Below are 20,082 nucleotides of genomic sequence, written 5' to 3'. Positions count from 1 at the left end.
GCCGCTTGTTTTTCAAGATATTTAACGGTGACCGCCGCGACCACCTCCGTGGTCGGAACCGCGTCCACGCCCGCCATTACCCCAGCGGTCGCCCCACCCCTGGTTGGGGTAGGGTCGGTAGCCGGCGCGAGGGTAATAGCGCGGGGCTGGTTGGTAGTAGCGCGGCGCCGAATAGTAGCGAGGCTGTGGCGCATAGTAGCGAGGCGCTGGCGCGTAATAGCTGCGCCCAGAAGGGTAATAACGCGGGCCGCCGTAGTAATAGGCTGGCGCCGGCGCGGTGTAGACCTCGGAGCGATAGTAGGTGGCGCCTCCATCGTAATAGGGCACGCAGGCTGAAAGGGTCAGGCCGAGCAAAGCGATGAGCAGCAGTCGTCGATACATGGCGGCCTCCTGGACCGCGGAAGAGCTCCTCCAGCGACGCTGGCGAGCGGCATTCAGCTTTCACTGAATGACGAAACATCTGACATCAAAAACCGAATCTGGTGCGTTCGCGACACAAGTGGAAACATCTGTTTCAGACGAAGTGAAGGTCTGTCAAAAACCCATGATGATGGAATGCCGCCCAGCCGCGCTGTATCGTGCAACAACTACCGCTGTCCTACCCGATGCCTGCCTGAACCGACCCATGACCACACCGACCCTATGCCCCGCCTGCGGTGCCCGCAACGACTGCTCCCTGGCCGATCCGCGCACGGCCGATCAAGCCTGCTGGTGCTACAGCGTCATCATCGACCCGGCGGTGCTTGAAGCCCTGCCGGATGAGGTGCGCAATAAAGCCTGCCTGTGCCCACGCTGCGCCCAAGTGGACGAACAGTTGCGTAACCGCCATGCGCGTTGATCGCTTCCTAAGCAACCTGCCACAGTTCAATCGTAAACAAGTGCGCTTGTTGCTGGTGGAGCGCCGGGTGACCGTCGAGGGTGTTGCAGTCAGCGATCCGCACCATGACGTACGTGAGTTCAGCCAGGTCTGCGTTGACGGTGAAATTCTGCAAGCGGGCAAATCGGCACGCTATTTCATGCTGCACAAACCCCAGGGCTGCGTCAGCGCCACGTCGGACCCGCAACACTCCACGGTCCTGGACCTGCTGCACGAACCGGACAAAGCCGACCTGCATATCGCCGGGCGCCTGGATTTCAACACCACCGGTCTGATGCTGATCACCAACGATGGCCAATGGTCACGGCGCCTCACGCAACCACAGACCAAGTTGCCCAAGGTGTACCACGTGCAAACCGAACAGGACATCGGCCCGCAGTATGCGATGACGTTCGCGGCAGGGGTGTATTTCGCCTTTGAAGATCTCACTACCCAACCTGCCAAACTTGAACGGCTGGGCCCAAGAACGGCCCGGTTGAGCATCGTCGAAGGCCGCTATCACCAGGTGAAGCGCATGTTCGGGCATTTTGATAACAAGGTAATCGGCCTGCACCGCGAGCGAATGGGCCCCTTGGTGCTGGATACCTCGCTTGCGCCGGGTCAGTATCGGCCACTGACTGACGACGAGATCCGACTAATCTGACGACCGTTCAGCCGGTGATGGCAAAAAACCAACCGCTTACCTTGCGACCTGCCTTCGGTGCTGCTTGAATCAAGGCTTCAGCCAGATGATGACTGATGAGTCGCCCCTATAACCTCCAAGAAACACCTGCCGCGCCCGTGCTTGATCGTCGGGCCCTCCCGGCAAACCGCCCGCCATAACAACACCCGCCGGCCAGCCGTCATCGGACCGACGTGAGCCTTCATTTTCCAGGCGTATGCCTACCTGTCATAAAGCACGTGCAAAGTGATTTGCGCGCACTACCCGCTTGCCAGGAGTCTTACGACATGAGGCCAGAAATCGCTGTGCTGGATATACAGGGGCAGTATCGGGTTTACACGGAGTTCTATCGCGCGGACGCGGCGGCAAAGACCATCGTTCTGGTCAACGGCTCCATGGCGACCACGGCGTCCTTCGCTCAAACCGTCAAAAGCCTGTACCCGCAATTCAATGTGGTGTTGTACGACCAGCCCTACGCTGGCCGTTCCAAAATCCATAACCGTCATGAGCAGATGCTCACCAAGGAAGTCGAAGGCCAGATCCTCCTGGAACTGCTCGACCACTTCGCCGCTGAACATGTGCTGTCCTTCTCCTGGGGCGGCGCCGCCACGTTGGTCGCCCTTGCACACCGGCCCCGTAGGATAGAAAAAGCCGTGATCAGCTCCTTCTCGCCGGTAATCAATGCGCCGATGCGCGACTACCTCGAACGAGGCGTCGACTACCTGGGCAACCTCGACCGCGACCGTGTCGGCCACTTGGTCAACAGCACCATTGGCAAGCACCTGCCTTCGCTGTTCAAACGCTTCAATTACCGCCATGTCAGCAGCCTGGCCGCACACGAATACGGGCAAATGCACTTCCACATCAGCCACGTGCTCAACAGCGACCGGCAGTGCTACTTCAAGGCGGCCAGGCAAATCGACATTCCGGTGCTGTTCTTGAACGGCGAGTGGGACGAATACACCAGCGCAGACGACGCCAAGCTGTTTGGCCAGCATGTGGCCAAGAGCTGCTTCAGCACCATCCAGGCAACGGGGCATTTCCTGGACATGGAACATAAAGCCGCGTGCCGCGATAGCCGTGAGGCCGTGGTGGGCTTCTTGAAAGGGCAGCGGCCCGCCAGCCCGTTGCGGTATAGCCAGGGCCAGGCGCAACATGCGTGGGCGCTTTGAGATCAAGCCTGACACTGTGGCGAGCATGCTCCCTCGCCACACGCAACTCTCACATTTTTCAAAGAAAAACTTCAAATCCAGCCGAACATCTGGTACAAAGTCAGCCGTTCTGAGCGGGTATAGTTTAATGGTAGAACAGTAGCTTCCCAAGCTTCCGACGAGGGTTCGATTCCCTCTACCCGCTCCACATTCTTATTCCCTCCCCGCCCCACACCCTCCCGCTACGCACCAAACCCCCGAAAACACTGAATAAACACCAGCCCCTGTTAATCCCCGCTATTCCTCGTTGTGTCCGCTTATCCTTGATTCTGTGTATGGCGCAATGTATGGTGCGCACAACATCGAACCAAACCATACAAGAATCCAGCATGAAACGATCCGAGATAAAGCGCCGGCCACTGGCCGACACGGTGCTGGCTTCGCTTGAGCCAGAGGAAAAGGAATACCGCGAGAACTATGGAATAGACCGGCTTTATTTCGTGGTCAGCAGCACGGGCCGAAAACGCTGGGAGCTTCGATTCAAGAAGCCTAACGGTAAATGGGGATGGCACGGACTGGGCGCCTATCCGGACGTGACCGCCAAAAAGGCCAGGGAGAAAGCACAGGAAGCACAGAGGCTCAATGCCGAAGGCGTAGACCCCATCACCCATAAGGCAACCTTGAAAGCGTCCAGGGATGCAGCCGAAGCGAACACGTTCAAGGCTGCTGCCGATCTGTGGCTCGATAAAAAGATCAAGGATGGCCGCGCCGAAAAGACCCTGGCAGGAATCAATGGAGCCCTGGCAAACGACATACTGCCCGCCCTTGGTAGCAAGCCCCTGAGCAGGATCACCAGGGCGGATTGCGCCAACCTCCAGGCAAGTATCGAGAGCCGCGGTGCCCACAACACCGCCGAGAAGGTGCGCGTATGGGTAAACCAGATATTTGGCCTGGCCATCGGCAAGGGTATGACGGAGAACAACCCGGCCAGCAACCTGATCGACATTGCCGAAAAGGCGCCAGAGGAATCTCAGTACCCACACCTTCTGGAGTCGGAACTGCCGGAGTTCTTGCGGGCGATGGCTGAATCACGCAGCGGCACAATCGTTCGCACTGCTGCATGGCTGACGTTGTTGACAGCCTCAAGGCCGGGTATGACGCGCTGGGCTGAATGGTCCGAGGTTGATCTAGATGCTGGCCTGTGGACGGTGCCAGGCGTGAAGATGAAAATGCGGCGTGACCATATAGTGCCGCTACCCACCCAGGCCGTGGACCTGATCAGGGAATTGCACAGACTAACCGGGCGGTCCCGCTACCTATTCCCGTCGTCAGGGGAAAAGGTGCCGGTAATCTCAGACGCTTCAATAAACAAGTGCTTTGCCTTGATCGGCTACAAAGGACGGATGACGGGACACGGCAGTCGCCACACCTGCGAAACCCTGCTATCTGAATTTGGTTGGGATGAGAATTGGCGCGACATGCACCTGGCCCACAAGAAGGCCGGACTCAAAGGGGTTTATGACAAAGCAATCTACCTGCCCCAGCGGCAGAAGATGGTGCAGTGGTACGCCGATTATCTAGACGCGCTGCGCGACGGCATGACCGAGGCGCAGCGCAGCCAGTTCAAGTCGAGGGTCAACGGGTAGAGATTTGATATGGGGATCCACCCCCTCCTACCGGGCATCTCCACATGGCAACGAAAACAGGGATAAGGAATACTGATCTGTAGTTTGTTAATAATGGATACCCAAGATCACCAAGCAAAACAAAACCCATGCAAAATAAAACCACAAGACGACTGCTAAAAGCACTCCTTAAGTAGAGGTAAGCTGCGAGCAAAACTATAAAGTACCCAAGCACTCCAACTCTGATAACGTAGTCGGCAATAAAATTATCCCCAAACGCAATATTAGGCAAAGAAGTAAGACCAAGAGGAAGAAAGGGATTTTCAGTTATATAATTGTACGTCCCCTCAAGCCTATTACCAGAAACCATTCTACCCTTTAGGCCGTTACCGTCACTGGACAAAATAGCATCAACAGACTCATAAAAAAATGTCGCATCGACAAGCGTCACCACAGCCACCGAGATGATGACAATCAAAAATATCTTTAATACCTTAAAGCTAGCTACAAGATAATACATGTACAAGCAAACAAGTATTACTGACAGTGCGATAGCCGAAAATGATTTAAGGGCAACAACCATTAAAAAGAATGACAGGCACATAACAAGGAATAGAAAAGACTTAAACCCCCTGCTATGCAAGTAGAGCCTAAAGTATACAACCGAAAACAAGCAGTACATGAATGCGGAAAGCGAGTGGGTTGCGAACGGACCTACTGGCTTATCACCGACCTCAACCATAAAATAATATAACTCATCGTTGTAGGCTTGATAGAAATCAAAAATTATTCCCCTTACATCTTCACCGCCTAATACGACACCAAAACCAAAAACAATTAAAATTATAGCCATCAAATGAAAGATCTTTCTAGAAAATGCGCTAACATAATCTGGCGGAAACGTAACCAATACCATCCACATACCAAGATAAGGAAATATTGCGCCTGGGGTAAATTCACCATTTTTCGAAAGTATAGTAAACAGCAAAAGTAGGCAAATGAAGATTAGAAACAGAATAAAGTTACAGATATTTAAAGGCGACCTAACAAAATGAAACATCAATAAAGCGCTTGACGATACAATAGCAATTACTGATAGATTAGGTATTATAACCCCTCCAAGTGAAGATGGAATAAAGAGAGATAAAAAGGCAGACAAAAAAATAAGAGCGCCGCCGCTTCTATACCCTTTAATATGATCATGCTTTATACACTCTGAATTTCCAGATTCAATAATTTCCATTGCCACACCAATTATCCATGATCGCCGACCCGTCGGGGGTCGGCGATTCTGACACGTAATGGCTACAGCGTCATATCAAAATACGATCAATCCATCACCCGACCAGCGCAATGCGCGAGGCCGGACAAAGGTCTCGTATCAGCGAGCGATATACGTAAACGAACAGGTAAGTTTGTCGCCTGCCGCCCAGGTGAAAGGCGTTCCCGCGCGAACGCCTGAACCGTTCCTACCAAAGTTCAGTTGGGATGTACCTGCGGGTATTTGCCCTGAAACTGCGAAGTCAGTTGGGCCGGATAGATCGAAGGCCACGCCAGCCATGCCATCGACGTTAATGTTTGGGCTTGCAACAAACGGGAGCCCGAATGACCACGGCGCCGCAGCATCCCCTGCATAGGTGGTTGATCCGAAAGTCAGGGCGAGCTGCACTGTCACCTGGTTGCCGTCACGAACATAGTTCATGACCAGCGAGCCATTCCCCAGGGTTGGCCCGGAACCGCTGGCCTGCGTCCACGCTGGCGTAATCGTGCCCCGTGCAAAAAACTTGTTTGAGTTGCTGGCAGAGTCTTCGCTTATTGAGCTGGCGGCGCAGGCGGCGAACTCCATACCAACACCTGACTGAATTTGGATATCTCCGGCAAAAGAAACACCAGTAAAGGTTGAGCCCCCGCCCGACAGCAAAAAAGGAACAGTCGCATTCCCCACTCGACCGTTCGAAAAGTGCATCAGGCCAGCGCCCGCGCCGTGCTTGATACCAGTGATGTAGAAGTTTGACATGCTGCAGCCATTGCCCGAGCCAGTCACATCAATGTATCCGCCGGACAGCCACACCCCGTTGAGGAAGATCGGACGGACAGTATTGATTCCACCGAAATCAATTCCCGGAACGGTCAAAGGTTCAAATGTGCTCCCTTCAAATGCGATGAGGTTGGTACCGCCAGCATTGCCTGGAAAGCTGAGCGCGGCCCCCTTCATTAGGTTCGCGCGACAGCCTTTAATCTCCACCGAGAATCCAATGCTGATGATGCCCTTGCCTGTGTAGGTCGCGCCTGCGCCCTCAAGATTTATCGATTCCAACTTGCTCAGGTTCGAGGTTTGGAGCATGTCGCAGTTTGCCGACTTGATCAGGTTTATGGCGCGCTGCCCGCCGTGAGACCTCCAGGCTTGCGAATCAAGTTGCGTGACTTTGGAGTTGATCAGGTAGTCACCGCGAGTAAAGAACACGGTTCCACCCACGCCGGCAGCTGCTGCTGCGGCGTTGATCCTTGGAGAGTCATCTACGCCGGGGCCGCCGGGGGCGATGAACACTGAACCTTTGCGCATAAGCTGGAGCGCAAAACCTGCGCTGCTCAATGGAAAAGTACCAGTGTCGTCATAGCCAACCAGGCCCAAGCCATTCGGCCCCGACATATCCTGAACAACGTGCGGCACACCGTCAGGCCCCAGGTAGAAAACGTTCGACGCCAGGTTGGGATTGCCAGTCATGCCTACAACGACGGCGCCCACGTAGGTTTGAGCCCACAGCTTTGTAGCTGCATCCTGTGCGTCTACAGGATCTTTGACTGCGGTGATCCGGCGGTTCTCAGCGAAGAAGTAGTCACGGCCGAACGGTCGAGTCAGCGCCCGCTTGAAAATGGCGAAACCTTGCTGAACGAGCATCGTCAGCCTGTCGAACACGTCCTCATGGGTTTCTGCCAGGAACTTGCCCTGGTTGCGCAGACTGGTTGGCTGGAAAGGATCCATCTCCCGCGACACGATCAGTTGTCCAGGGCCGGCCAATGCCGTGGTTGTCACGATGCTACCGCCCTGCTCATTTCCTGCCCCATTGACCGTGTAATGAGTGCCGAGGGTCAGTGTTGAGCTGATACCCATCGGGTCAACATAAGTGACGACCAGATCCTCACTGGCCAGAAACTTGAAATAAAACGGGTAGTTGGTGGTTACCCCATTGGTATCGAACTCTGCAACGCTGGATATTGTGCTGACGGTCACGGTTGTGACTCCTTTCCTGGGGGCAAAAAAAATCCCGCTCAATGGCGGGATTCGGTGGGGTGCTTCGCTGTTATTTTTTCGGGGTGCCGTGTAAGAGAGCCTTGATGAACTCAGCCGCGTCTTCTGGCGTTTCTTCGCCCACGGCGACGTTGTAGAGGTATGAACCCTGGCGGGTGAGTGGCTTGGTAGGTACGCCCAGCAGGTAACCGCCAGCGGTCACAATCGACTTAGCAGCGGCCCCCGCTTCCTTGTCACCAGTTGCCAGACCGGTAACAGCCCCGGCAGCCTGGCGGCCGGCGTTGATCGCCTGCCATGCGGGCGACAGGGAGCCAGCGTGACCACTGAGCGCGGCCCCGAGGGTGTCGCGGATCACGGGGAAGCCGGACACACCGAACCCGAGCGTGCTTTTTGCCATCCAAGCGGCGGTGTTCTCGTCTTCGTCGGGGCCCTTGCCGGTGAGTAGATCGCCCACCACGCCCTGGAAGAACGCCACGGCCAGCATGGCGGCGGCGGCGCTGGCCACCGTGCGCGAGCCCTGCTTGGCTTCAAAAGCCAGGTCTCGGTTCTGGTTGTAGTAGGCGCTGAACGGCGTGTAGAACATCGTCAGCAGGCGCATGGCGGCGCCTTGGTCCTTGCGCTGGATGGCCGCGATATCCATTGCCCCAGTACCGCCCTGCGATAGGCGCACAGCCTTGTCGCCATCGAGCGCCGCCGCCGCTGCATCCTTGCCAGCCGCCAGCCCTTCGCGGTAGCTGGCCATCCAGATCGCGCCGGAAATCCCACGGTCCAGGTATCCCAGCAAGTTGAACGAGAACCGCACCAGGTCGTCACGCTTGCGGAAAAAGGCATTCTTGCCGATGAGGTCGGCCATGCTGGACGCGAGGCGGCCATCCTCGGTATCCCAGCGCAGGCGCATTGCAGGGGAAGCGTCGGTGATCATTCGGTACGTTTCGACAGGTGACCGGATGCCATCGAGCAGGCTTTTTGCAAGAAGCTGGGGTTTCACATACAGCAGCCCGGGAATCAAGCCGCCTACCTGGGCCAGTAGTGTGGTGCTGGAAAGGCCAAGGCCCACAATGGACGTATTCGTTCTAGCCGCGTCGAGGAACCGGTTAAAGTTGCCGGTCTCCGGCGGGTTGCGGTCATTGGCTATTGCCTTCAACCACGGCAGGAACGAATCCGCGCCACGCGGCCCCAGCTTGTCGATCAGCACCGCCCTTATCTGCGGGTCTTTGGTCAGGCGGTGAGCGTCCTGCAATGCCTCGCGGTGCGTCAGGTCGTGGACGTGCTGGGCCAGGCGCTGGGGAATAGCACTCAAGTCCAGCAGCAGCGGGCCGCTGACGTTGTCGTTTCGCTGGTTGGTGAACCCGTTGGACGGTAGCGCGCCCTCGAAACCCTCATTGAACAGCTCGCCGCCCACAGCCGCCGGCGGCGCCCCTGCCCGCTTGCGGTCGTACATAATCGGAAAGTAACCGCCACGGTAGTCGCCGAAGGCGGTGCTGACAGGCTTTGGCTCAATGCGCGGCGGCGCCACGCCTGACAGGCGTTTGTACATCGCGGCGATGTCAGGCCAGAGATTGTCAAAGGAATCCCAAACCGACTGCACCAGGTCCCAATCCTGCTTGTCCAGGCGCCCGAGCATGTCGGCCAGTGCCGCGTCATTCAGCTTGTTGCCCTTGAGCAGCTTGGTACGGTTCGACTCGTTACCAGTGTTGAGCGCGTGCATCAGGATTTCACGTCGGTTGAACGACTTTCCAGCACTGGCTATATAGAAGCGGTCGGCCAGACGTTTGGAATCCATACCGGCAAAGCGCTCAACAATGGACCGAATGCCATTTTTGAATAGCGTGCGCTCGTTGGCCTGGGCTTCGGCCAGTGGGTTCCAAACCAGTTCATGCCAGGGGCCGCTGGTGTTCTTGCCGTCCAGGCGGTTGATCACGTTTTCCATACGGGTCAGCGAGGCATCGAGCCCTGCCAGTGCACCAAAAGCCTTGTCGGCGGTAGTTTCGCTGCTTTCGGAGGTGGCGACCTTTCGCGCATCAACAGGCACGTTGTCATTGAGGGAGCGGATCAGGTCACTACGGGCCTGCTCGTAATCGCGTTTGTACTTGCTGTTCAGCAGTTTGTTTTTCAGCTTGGCCAGGTGTTCAATGTTCACCACCGCGTCGCGCACGCCATTCAGCTCTTCAAAGGTCAGGTCTCGGTAGTTAACCCGGGCGCTCTGTTCAATCAGGTGCTGCGGGACGGTCACGACATTGCCGGCGGCTTCCTGCTCGCTGACGAATTGGGCCAGGCTACGACGGCGCTCTACCTGCGGGCCGCTGACCTTGCGGAATTCATACTGATCAAGCAGGCCCTCGATCTGCTCCAGGTAGCTGGCGCCAGCCTTGCCGATGCGTTCACGCGTCGAAGGCTTTTCGAAGCGGCGCATGAAGGTGTAAATCTTTTCCTCTTCCTTGCGGGCGGCAGTCGCCTCCCGGTACAGGTAGTGGTTCAACAGCTCCCGCTGCTTGGCCTCGGCGGCTTCCTGCCAGCGGTTTTTGGTAGCGAAGTTGAAGGCGTCACGGTTGGCCTTGCGTTCGGCGTTCAAGTACAGGTGTGGCTGGATATCGCGCACCACCTTGTCAGCGATCACCTGCTTGGACACAGCGCGGATATCTTTCAGGGATGGGATAGCGCTGTAGGCGTCTTCACGCAAGGCCCGGGAATTGCCATCCTGTGCCCGCTGGACTTTCTCCACCTGGCGGCGCAGGCGGTCAATGGCGCGCAGCTCTTCCCGCACGACCTGGGCCCGGTCATCGTTGTGCACCGCATCAATGGCGCGGTCAGCCAGTGAGCCGTCGTTGAGCATGTCGCCATACTCGGCGCGCATCCTGGCGTCGGTTTCGGCCTGGATCAGTTCTTTGCGGCCACGGGCGCCCACCAGGGCTTGAACCATTTCATCGCCAGAGGTGTAGCCGAACTGCTCAGCCACGATGTCAGGATGAATCCCATCTTCACTGGTCATGCCGCGCAGGCGGGACACTACTGGCTTGCCATAACGTTCAACCAGCGGGCCACGGGACAGCTTGACCGGCTCCCCCACGGTGCCATCGGTTTGCAGCCCTTTGCGCAACAGATCCTGTACGCGGTAAACGGGTTGGGCATCGACTTCCTTGGTCACCGCTTCCTGCATAACGCCGCGGGCTTCCTTCCACCACTTCTGCTGCTCGCGGGTCAGCTCATGCAGTGCTTCGGCGGTAAGACGCTCTTCGGCGGCCTGGCCAGCCTTGTCGGCAGTAGCGCGGTACGCGTCGAACTCGGCGGGCGACATGCCGGCCGTTTGCGCGTCGGTGAACAGGCTGCGGTATGGGGCCTGGGCTACGGCGATTTCGTCATCGGTGGCCAGCAGTCGGTCGAACACCCGGCGCACGTCGTCATTGAGTTGAACGTTAAGGCGGCTCGCATCCCGGTAGATTTGGGTCAACCAAGCCTTGAACCGGGAAAAGGCCGACTGCAATGCAGCGCTGGGCGCCTTGCCTTCGCGCAGATATGCCTCAAAACCACGGGCAAACTGCTCGTGCTGATCGACCTTAACGCCGGAGCGATCCTTCACGCCGAACCAATCAAGGACCGTCTGGTAATCCTGCTTTACCTGGTCAGGAACGTCGGCGCGTGCTGCCAGATCGCCCATTACCTCCAGGTAAAAGTGCCCGGTTTCATGCAAGAACGTGGACAAGTTGGCCTTGTCGGTCAGCTTGATATTGAATTTCCGGTCGGCGCCGAACTGGATAAACCCCCTGGCACCGTCATTGCCAGAGCCCTGCGCAAGTGTGATGCCTTGATGGTCTCTGTACATCGTGTCGCTGATTTCATAATCGCGGTTGCGACCTTTATTTTCGACGAAACCGAACCTTTTATAGAAAGACTCAAGCCGTTTTTTTGACCCGCCGAAATCAGACGAGGGCGTCAATGACAACTGCTTCCCGGTCTCGTCCGCCCACCTGGCAATTTCTTGCATAACCTGGGTGCCCACACCTGACTCGCGCCGCGCCTCCGGCACTTCAATCCGGCTTATGGAGATGCGATTTCCACGCCCAATAAGGTTCAGTTTCAGCCCTTCGAACTGTGCAGACAGACGTGTTTCAAGCTGTTTTGGGGTTTCTACCGGCTGATCAAATCTAGACTTTCCTTCCCCAGCCAAAGCCGCCCGGATACTTGCATTATCCAGTGCATTCAGGTCGAGGCCCGATTGATCAATAGCGCGCTGCAGGTCGTCCAGAGTTGCCCGGGCGTTGAACTGTTCCTGATTAAGGTTTCCGGGCGCTGACTGGCGCTGGCCGCGCAACTCCTTGTCGAGTGAGGCCAACAGCATATCGGGCGTTGCGGTTGCGACATTGCCGAAATAACCCGCTTCGGCGGCCTGGGTCGCCATATCGTCGAGACTGCGCCCACCCTTCCTGGCGATACGATTGGCACCACGACGCCCCACGTCGGCGTCACGGGCAGCCAGCTCGCCGCCTTCGTCATTAATACCGCCGCGCTCGCGGATGAAGTCGATCAGCGACGGGCCGTTGACTGTGGCGTCGTCCGGAATGTCACCGGTTCGCAGCCGGTCCAGCATTAAATCCAGCTGATCAGCGCTTGCCGGACTGCGCAGCACCTCGGGAATGTCACGACCAACACGCAACTGGTACTGATTGAACAGGTCGTAGGGATCAATGCCGGAACGCTCGCCCAGGGAGCGGAACGCCGATTGATACAACGATGCCTCGCGGTCTGCGGTCTGCGCTTCTCGGCCAATGCCCAGCAACTGCCCGCGCACATCCTCGAATACTCGACGGTCTGAGGCTGCAACGGTGTCCTGTTCAACACGGTCGCGCAGGCGGTCCAGTTCTTCCGGAACACGCTGCTGGAATTCGGCCAACTCGCGCAGGGTCATTGCATCAGGGGTAGCGCGCATATCCTGTTCCAGCCCGCGGTGGTGACCATCCTTTGCGATAACAGACGCCCACTTTTCCAGCGGGATCGAGATGTCGCCACCCAGGGTAAGGGCCTCACCAAGAGCACCAGCGTTGCCGGTGGCTGCCGTGGCGAACTGCTCAGGGTCAAGGTTGTTTTCCTGAAAGTAGCGCTGGAACTGTTCAGCCGGGACCAGGATGTTTTCCACGTTTCCACCGGCCTGCTCCTTCAAGCGCGCAATCAACGCCTCTGCACGCTGTGGCGAGCGCTGGAACATCTTGGAGCTTTTCGCCATATCGCCCAGGCGCTGTACTGCGGCCAGGTCTTGTTCGATCTGCCAGTACCGGCGACCAGAGCTGGCGCCGGCAATCGCCACGTCAACCGGTGCGGTCGCCAGGCCCAGGGCGGCATTCAGGAACATCTCGCCCCCGCTTGCCTCTTCGCCCACGGCGGCGGCGCCTGCTGCTGCACCACCTGCACCACCTGCGGCCTGTGCCGCACCTTCGGCGGCCACGTTGCCCAGCTTCCCGCCAATACCGCGCCCAGCAAATGGGATGGGTAGCATCCCGCCCAGGGCGTTTACAGAGGCTTCGGCCAACGTGCGCTTGAGGCTGTAGGCGTAGGACTGGTCGATATCGCCGGTTTTCTTGAAGCCTTCGGCCAGGTTTTCACCCGCACCACCAGCAACGCCGGCGCCGAAGTTCACGCCACCCACCACAATGGCCTTCTCTGCGGCACGCTGCGCGAAGGTGCTGGCCAAACGGCTGACGGCATAGTTCTTCGCCGGTTGCGCCGCAAGCCCACCCAGTCCGCCGCCGGCCACCAGGCTTGGCAATGCCTCGGTCAGCGCGCTACCAATGAGCCCCGGGTTGCGCAGTGCGTACATGCCGGTGTCCGCCGCCGCACTACCAAAGCCAGCACCACCAGAGCGCGCTTGATCAAACACCTGGCCAGCGAAGGCAATGCGCTGGTCCCGAGGCATAGCCATGTAGCCCTCAACAGCGCTGACGACGTTGTTGTCAGTCTGTCCGGTGTAGTTCGGCTCATCCGTACCGTTGCGATCGAGGGCACTTTGCGGGGCCAGCATGTTGACGAAGAAGCCGCCGACCGAGGAAAGCGACCGGTCAAGCAGGTTGGCCCCGGCCTCACCGATCAATCCAAGCTGGCCGACGCCACGGGAAAGCGCATCCAAGGTGCCGGTGGAGTGCTGCTGACCCGACTCTTTCACGAAGCTATCGAAAGCCCCCTCAACGTTCGACAGACCGTCGATATCGTCGTGGGCCACGCCCGCGTTATTCGGGTCGGTCAAAAACTGGTTGGTAACCGGCGCCCGACTCAACAGCGCGTCATAGTCCACGGCGTCGAGCTTCGCCTTGCGCTCAATCTCCGGCCGGTTGCGCGAGACCATTTCCGGCGCCAGCCCGGTCAGTTCGGCCAGGCGCTGGATGTTCGCCTGCTCGTCGGGGTTGGTGTCAGCGACATAGCTCAAAGTGTTGCGCGGGTTCGGCAGGTCACGCTGGCGCTGAATCACTGCGTCGTATTTGTTGGGTTCGGCGGCGGCCTGCTCACCGGTGCTGGTGAGAATTTCGTCGTAGCGATTCATTGATTGGCCTCGTTGAACAGTTTCAAGATGTCGGCGTCATTCGGCACGCGGCCATGGCGCTTGAGCGCTTCGACGATCTGCTTATGTTCATCTGCTGGAATTTGCTTGATGTCCCGAACGACCACCTGGTCGCCGGGCTCGCGTTCGAAGGCTCGCTTCTTGGACGAGAACATCCCCATGAAGCCGGATCCAGGCACATCACCCTGGATGAACGCCCGGTCTACGACCTTCTGCACCTGGTCGGGGGTGGCCTTCTTGCCTTGATCCTGTTCCAGGGCGCGTATCTGCGTGTCAACGTATCGGCGCGCAGCGGCCACAGACTTGGCGTCGCGCTTGCCCGCCTTGGCTTCTGGATCAATGCCAGCCACACGCAACGCCTCTTTGAATATGTTGTCGTTGCTGCCAATGGATGACGTGGCCTCGGCGCCCTTCTCGCGCCGGTCCTGCTGGAGCTTCGTCAGTTCCTGAAAGTCGGAGTCGGAAAGCTTTGCGCGCATCCCCAATAGATTCAGCTCATTGCCGCTGACAATCTCGTCTCGAGCCCGGTAATAGACCTCCTGGTCTGTGGGGCGGCCAGGCTTGTAATCCATGATCTGCTTGCGGCCTTCGGCTGGCAGCGCGGCCCAGGTTGCGGCCGGGATCGTGTCCCAGCTATTACCCTGCAACACCACATCCCATGCGGACTCCAGGTTCTGCGCATCCTGTTGCTTGCGCTGCTCGGCTTGCCAGTCGATGCGCTGCTTTGCGGCTTTCAGAGCGATTGATTTCTGGTCGGCGGTCAGATCGTCACGCGCATCAATGGCCTGTGCTACGTGGCCAAAGCTGGGTTCCTGGGTCTGCAATGCCTTGCCCAGCACCTTTTCGGTGTATTCGCGGGTTTCCTTGAACGGGATCTTGTCCAGGAACTCGGCCTGGCTGATTTCCCCAGTGCGCGGGTCACCCAGCTTGAGCTTGCTTGCGTTCTTGCCGGTGGTGTTGGTGCCATTGATCCAGTCGTTAACCATGCCTGGGCCAGCGTTGTAAGCGGCCACGGCCAGCGCTGGCGACTTGAAATCGTTGGTCAGCTTCTGGAAATAGGCTTGACCGAGCTGACGGTTGTAGTCCGGGTCATTGCGAAAGCGGTTCTCGTCCCATTCAACACCGGCAAGCTTTGCCGCTTCTGGCCCGGTGCTGGGCATGATCTGAGCGGTACCAATGGCGCCACGGCTCGACGTCATCGGTTGGCCGTTGCGGTCGAACTGCTTGCCGCCGCTTTCAGCTTGCAGGATTGAGGCGAACACCCTGTTGTCCTGGCTGCTGACATCCTGCACGGCCTGGCTGCCCACGCTGACGCCAACCTGGCGATCAATAAGCGGCTTGAGCATCGAGACCGCCTTAAGCTGCGCGTCGGCGGTCATGCTGACAGCGTTGTCCATGAAGTATTGCTTTGCCTTCATCGGGTCACGCGCAGCCAGTTGCTCAATCACTGCCGCGTTAAGCCGGGTGTTCGCCTCCAGGCGTTTCTGTTCGGCAAGCTCGGGCGGAAGGCCCTTGCGCTGCGCCTCAGACCCTTCAACCACATTCATCTTGGCTTGGTAGTAGGCGAGCTGTTGCGGGTCGTTGGCGTACAGGGCGGCGCCCTGGATGGCGCTTCTGCGCTGACCTTCGGCCGTATCGTCGTAATGCTGCTCCCGTTGGGCGAACTCATACTTGTTCAACTCGTTGGATAGCGAGTTGCGGCGGCTGGCGACAATCTGCGAATAACGTGCTTTCTGCTGCTCGCTGGTCAGGGTTTCGGCGATCTTGGCCTGGGCCTCTTCGAACTGGCCCAGCGTTTGGTTGGTGATATCAAGCGCAGCCCCGCCCTTACGCGTGTATACGCCGCCTTCCGGGTTGAACATGGTGTTCTGCTGCCACTCGGTCAGCTTGCGATCAGCATCCATGATCGAGGCGGTATCGGCCTGCTCCCTGGACTTGTTGGCCAGGATTTCCGCGCCACGCTGAAAACTCTGCAAGCCCTGGGCAATCGAGGTGGTATCAGGCGCAACGCCCTGGAGTTGAACGGGCCGGGTTGGCTGCTGCTGGACCTGCGCCGTGTCGTATGTCGGTACCCGTGGCATTAGCGAGCCCCCGCGAACGAACCGAATGCACCGCCAATACCGCCGAGGATTGAGCCCATGGCGGCGGTCTTGCCGTTCTGCACGGTCTGGTTGGCATTGAGCAAGTCTTGCTTGGCCTGCACGCGGTAGCCGTATGCTTCGCGGGCGGCGTTGTTCTGGATCGTCAGGGCGTCCAGCTCGCCGAGCATGGCGGTGTCGTCCTGCAACTGGGCCGAACTGCCGCTGTTCACGTCGATCCCGTTAGCGGCCTGCACGCTGCGCTGGGTGCCGACTGCCTGCCCGGTGCGCACGCGCTGCCAATCCGCCGAAGTGTTGCCGGCGTTGATCGTTTCGTCAGCGGTTTGTCGCTTGAACGCGGCGTTCTGTTCCATCATTCCAGACTGGAACTGGGCGTTTTGCTTCTGGCCCTGGGCCTGCATCATGCTGCCGGCCAAGCCAATGGCTACGGGTATCAATGCCATCCAGCACATGGTTATTCCTCTCGGTTCAGGGTGAAGGGATAGAACGGCAGGCGCTTAGGCCCATACGGGACGGCCTCGCCGAAGTCGAAGCCCAGCCATTTCAGCCAGCGAATGGCCGAGGTATTGCGGGCGTCGACGTAGTTGATGAGGTGGCGGTGCCGGGTCAGCATCCCTTGCACCTCGGGCTTGCAGACCTTGAGGAATGCGCGGGCGTGGCGCTCGACGTGGGTGGTACTGATCAGCCATGGCACGCCGACCGATCCAAGAAGGCTGTGCACCGCATCCCCAAACACGGCGACGATGTGACCGTTGACCACAATCTTGCGGGCGTTGAGGCTGTCGTTGATGCCGGATAGCAGCTCACGCTCCAGGGATACGCCGAGACCTTCGACAATCTCGTCGATATCGGCCTGGCGCACGTCGCGCAGGATCGCCGGAATATCCTCGGGCTCAATGGGCAAAACGTCAGCGACCGCCAATGGTCACCTCCGGGATCACCGCCAGCACGGACAGCGGCAGCGGGTCTGCCTGTCGGATAAATACCCGGCCCTTGCCCTGCCAGTCGTTGGATATAGAGATTTCCGCTTGCCCGGTGAGTAGCTCAATAGGCGACTCGTAGTCATCCCGGCCGGTTTTATGTGGGTAAAGGTGGTTTTTGTCCTTGCCGGCGAAGATGCCCCGCGATTCCTCGACCATTACCGTCAAGCTTGTGACGGCGATCTTCTTGTCTAGCACCGTCTCATTGGCGTTTTTCAACTCCAGGTCGAGGGTTTCCATGTCGGAGATATATTGCAGCCCTACGTGGGCAATGCCTGCGGCTTCCTGCAATGCAACAGAACCGCCCATAACCACGCGCTGGGGGTGCACGCTGCCGTCAGCCAGGATTGAAACGGTCTTGCCTTCCAGATGGCCCAGGCCGGATAGCGTTTGCACCTGGCGCGCCCATTTGGAAACCGGAACGCCGCGCAACGACTCGGGGCAGATGATCAGCAGCTTGACCGTGACGACGCTGGTGCTGGTGTAGCCGACCACCTCTACGCGCACAATTTCTGTAGCAGGGTCGCCGTTCTCGTCGATCACCTGGCGCTTCAATGAATAATCGACGCCCACACTCCCCGCGGTGAATGGGGTGTGGCCCACCGCCGTCATGGTGACGACTTCGGGAAACTGCCAGGTTGTGCCGCCGGATAAGGTGAAGGTCTTGGCGGCGTCGGTGTTGCGCCCGTCATAGGTCAGGCCGCAATCAACAAAGAAAGCGTCCTCAATGCTGGTGATCTGCCGGCTTTCCATGCGCTCTATGTAGCGCTTCTGCACGCCGTTGATATTGCGGCGCACAACCATGTACAGCACGTCTTCCTGGCCTTCGGGAATGCAGGCGATGGACTCGACGAAACCGTCAGTGTCGTGCCAATGCCAGCCCACCAGCTGCTGTTCGGGAACGTAGGTCAGGCCCAGCAGCACGCCGTCATCGCGCACGTACCAAACAATCGAGTCGGGCACCTTCTGGTAGGCGACGTTCGTCAATTCCTTGCCCTTGAACAGGTGCGCGCTGAATAGCGTCAGGTCATCTGCAGCAAACCCGTCGGCATTCAGGGAGTAACCGAACGATGAAACCCGGTTGCCGCGTGCTTGGACGTACACCGCGCTGTTGCCCACCACCACAGGCGGAACGATGGCTGTGCCGTCGTAGCCCTCTGGAACGGCCTGCACGGTCTTTGCCGACAAACCTGTGTCGCCGCCCGAAATGGTGAACTCGGCGCCCGTGGTGAGCGCCAGCAGCTTGCGCAGCCCCAGCAGATGGCGAACCCGGTTCACCTTGTTACTGCTCAAAGTGAAGGTGATCGCATCATCGTCCTTGTTCGGGACGGAATAGCCGAAATTCTTGAACAGGCCGGTCTTGCTCGTCCACACGGTCTGTGGCTGCAAGTTGCTACCGGCAAATATCAGGCGTTGCTGGTAATACACCACGGCGCCCGGGAAGTTACCGGCGCCCACAAAAGGGTCGTTACCGTTCGGTGGCGTATCGGTCTTGACGGCCGTGATGTTCTGGTCCGTGAAGGTGGTGCCGGTGGCGCGCCCGATGAATCCGTAGATCCCGGCGCCAGCGTTGTCCTTGTAGATAATGTAGTACGTCGCACCGGTAACGGCTGGCCAGGTGATAGTTGCCGAGGCAACATCTGTGTGGGTCGTGACGGAGTTTGACGTTGCGGGCAGGGACTCATCCAGGGTGTTGCCGTCATCCAGCACAGCCGTGACCTGGTAGCGCCAGGTTTGCGCCGTGCCAGTGCCGCCTCCGCTTGTTGCCGTGGCGGATGCTGGCGCAGCAATGCGCGGGGCCAGGTTGATTTCGGCGGTGGTCCAGTTGTCGTGGGCCAGACGGTTCAGTTCACGCGGCTTGTACCCTGGCTGCGCGAACGTCATCACGTCAGCAGACTGGGTGTAATTCAGGGATGCCAGGTCATATTGCGTGTACGGCATGGCCAGTTCGAAGGGCGTGCCGATGTTGGGGCCGGCGCTGTACAGCACCTGGCCACCGTCCTTGATAACCCGCATGTTCAAATCGCCAAACGCCAGGACGTATGTCTGCACATCGTTGAACTGGAACGGGACCAGGCGGCAAAGCTTGGTCGAATCCTTGACCTCAGCCACCAGGCGCGTGCCAGCACGATTACGCACGCCGCCGTAGGGCATGACCATGAAGTTGCGGCACAGCTTGAGGCCCGTGTAGTAGCGGGCAATGTCGGTACGCGCACTGGCAGACGGCGAAAGTTCGCCCGCCGCGAAGGTCGGCTGGAGTATTCCGCTCATGAACGCACCCTGATGAATTCAGACTCAGGATCTGGATCGTCCTGGGATTCTTGAAAGGCCGACCCCTTGGCAATCGACATGGCCAGGTTGTACTGCTGGGTTGCGAATTGCTGTAGGTCTGATTTCGAACTCAGCGGCAACGCCAGATCCATGGCCAAGCGCCAGGCCAGAACGTCGGCAAAGGCAGGATCAAAGAACGTTGAGTCCTCGACCTTGAACGTGAAGCAGCACGCAGCGTCAATCTGGTCGGTATGGATTACGCGGCCGCCAGAGTCATAACCGATCTTGTACGGAATACGCTGATCACTGGTCATGGTCATGCGCTGGCCAGGTACAACGATGTTTCGCACCTTGAGGCAGTCGGCCGGGTAGCGATACCGGAACGCCCAACCAGGCGCAGGGCTGCCCAGACTCGCCAGGGCAACGATGGATTCCGCGAATGGCCAGGGGAAAGCCTGCAACACCAACTCACGAAGTGGGCCGTAGAACACCCGACACAGCTCGGCCGCTTTGCTCTTTTCCGTGAACGACACAATCGGCTGGGTGTACGCAACCCGCGACAGGGCGATGTTGCAAATCTCTACGTCGCTGGACATTCGGGAACCTCAGAAATGAGAAAGGACC

At 58.5% G+C, this 20,082-nt stretch carries 13 protein-coding genes and 1 tRNA gene; 5 read left to right on the top strand and 9 right to left on the bottom strand.

Annotated features, from left to right (window positions below; genetic code table 11):
- Positions 1 to 21: 21 nt before the first annotated feature.
- Positions 22 to 381 carry a hypothetical protein gene (locus BMH52_RS16185; protein WP_019818497.1) on the bottom strand — a complete coding sequence of 120 codons (360 nt, stop codon included), beginning with the start codon at positions 379 to 381 and terminating at the stop codon, positions 22 to 24.
- A gap of 244 nt (positions 382 to 625) precedes the next feature.
- On the opposite strand from BMH52_RS16185, the gene BMH52_RS16180 reads away from it, so the two are divergent.
- From BMH52_RS16180 to BMH52_RS16160, 5 genes are all read left to right on the top strand, one after another.
- Positions 626 to 838, top strand: a complete 213-nt coding sequence (locus BMH52_RS16180) for a cysteine-rich CWC family protein (protein WP_019818502.1) — start codon at positions 626 to 628, stop codon at positions 836 to 838.
- Positions 828 to 1,520, top strand: a complete 693-nt coding sequence (locus tag BMH52_RS16175; RefSeq protein WP_073844351.1) for a pseudouridine synthase — start codon at positions 828 to 830, stop codon at positions 1,518 to 1,520. Before BMH52_RS16180 ends, BMH52_RS16175 begins: the two co-directional genes overlap by 11 nt.
- Positions 1,521 to 1,825: 305 nt before the next feature.
- A complete protein-coding gene (locus BMH52_RS16170; RefSeq protein WP_019818504.1) occupies positions 1,826 to 2,710 on the top strand; it encodes an alpha/beta fold hydrolase in 885 nt (294 codons plus the stop codon).
- A 113-nt stretch (positions 2,711 to 2,823) separates the two neighbouring features.
- A tRNA-Gly gene (locus BMH52_RS16165) sits at positions 2,824 to 2,897 on the top strand.
- 181 nt (positions 2,898 to 3,078) lie between these two features.
- Positions 3,079 to 4,335, top strand: a complete 1,257-nt coding sequence (locus BMH52_RS16160) for an integrase arm-type DNA-binding domain-containing protein (RefSeq protein ID WP_073844349.1) — start codon at positions 3,079 to 3,081, stop codon at positions 4,333 to 4,335.
- On the opposite strand, the gene BMH52_RS16155 is transcribed toward BMH52_RS16160, so the two are convergent.
- The 8 genes from BMH52_RS16155 to BMH52_RS16120 form a co-directional block, all read right to left on the bottom strand.
- Complete coding sequence (locus BMH52_RS16155) at positions 4,325 to 5,557, bottom strand: hypothetical protein (protein WP_143192532.1); 1,233 nt, start codon at positions 5,555 to 5,557, stop codon at positions 4,325 to 4,327. The two genes, BMH52_RS16160 and BMH52_RS16155, sit on opposite strands and share 11 nt — an antisense overlap.
- Positions 5,558 to 5,695: 138 nt before the next feature.
- Complete coding sequence (locus BMH52_RS29190) at positions 5,696 to 7,546, bottom strand: hypothetical protein (RefSeq protein WP_073844345.1); 1,851 nt, start codon at positions 7,544 to 7,546, stop codon at positions 5,696 to 5,698.
- Between the two features lie 70 nt (positions 7,547 to 7,616).
- Positions 7,617 to 14,090: a hypothetical protein gene (locus BMH52_RS16145; RefSeq protein ID WP_073844343.1), complete on the bottom strand. Its 6,474-nt coding sequence runs from the start codon at positions 14,088 to 14,090 to the stop codon at positions 7,617 to 7,619.
- Positions 14,087 to 16,189: a transglycosylase SLT domain-containing protein gene (locus tag BMH52_RS16140; protein ID WP_073844341.1), complete on the bottom strand. Its 2,103-nt coding sequence runs from the start codon at positions 16,187 to 16,189 to the stop codon at positions 14,087 to 14,089. Before BMH52_RS16140 ends, BMH52_RS16145 begins: the two co-directional genes overlap by 4 nt.
- On the bottom strand, positions 16,189 to 16,650 hold the full coding sequence (locus BMH52_RS16135) for a hypothetical protein (RefSeq protein WP_143192531.1): 462 nt from the start codon (positions 16,648 to 16,650) through the stop codon (positions 16,189 to 16,191). The genes BMH52_RS16140 and BMH52_RS16135 overlap by 1 nt, the downstream gene beginning before the upstream one ends.
- Positions 16,651 to 16,661: 11 nt before the next feature.
- Positions 16,662 to 17,129, bottom strand: coding sequence for a phage protein Gp13 family protein (locus BMH52_RS16130; RefSeq protein WP_073844339.1), 468 nt, complete (start codon positions 17,127 to 17,129; stop codon positions 16,662 to 16,664).
- Positions 17,116 to 19,458: a hypothetical protein gene (locus tag BMH52_RS16125; protein WP_073844337.1), complete on the bottom strand. Its 2,343-nt coding sequence runs from the start codon at positions 19,456 to 19,458 to the stop codon at positions 17,116 to 17,118. The genes BMH52_RS16130 and BMH52_RS16125 overlap by 14 nt, the downstream gene beginning before the upstream one ends.
- Complete coding sequence (locus tag BMH52_RS16120; protein ID WP_073844335.1) at positions 19,455 to 20,054, bottom strand: hypothetical protein; 600 nt, start codon at positions 20,052 to 20,054, stop codon at positions 19,455 to 19,457. The genes BMH52_RS16125 and BMH52_RS16120 overlap by 4 nt, the downstream gene beginning before the upstream one ends.
- Positions 20,055 to 20,082 lie beyond the last annotated feature (28 nt).

Origin of the sequence: Pseudomonas sp. BTN1 (genome assembly GCF_001907715.1) — a bacterium.
GTDB classification, from domain to species: Bacteria; Pseudomonadota; Gammaproteobacteria; order Pseudomonadales; family Pseudomonadaceae; genus Aquipseudomonas; species Aquipseudomonas paracarnis.
Note: the sequence above shows the minus strand (reverse complement) of the source record. Positions and strands in the feature narration are given on the sequence as shown.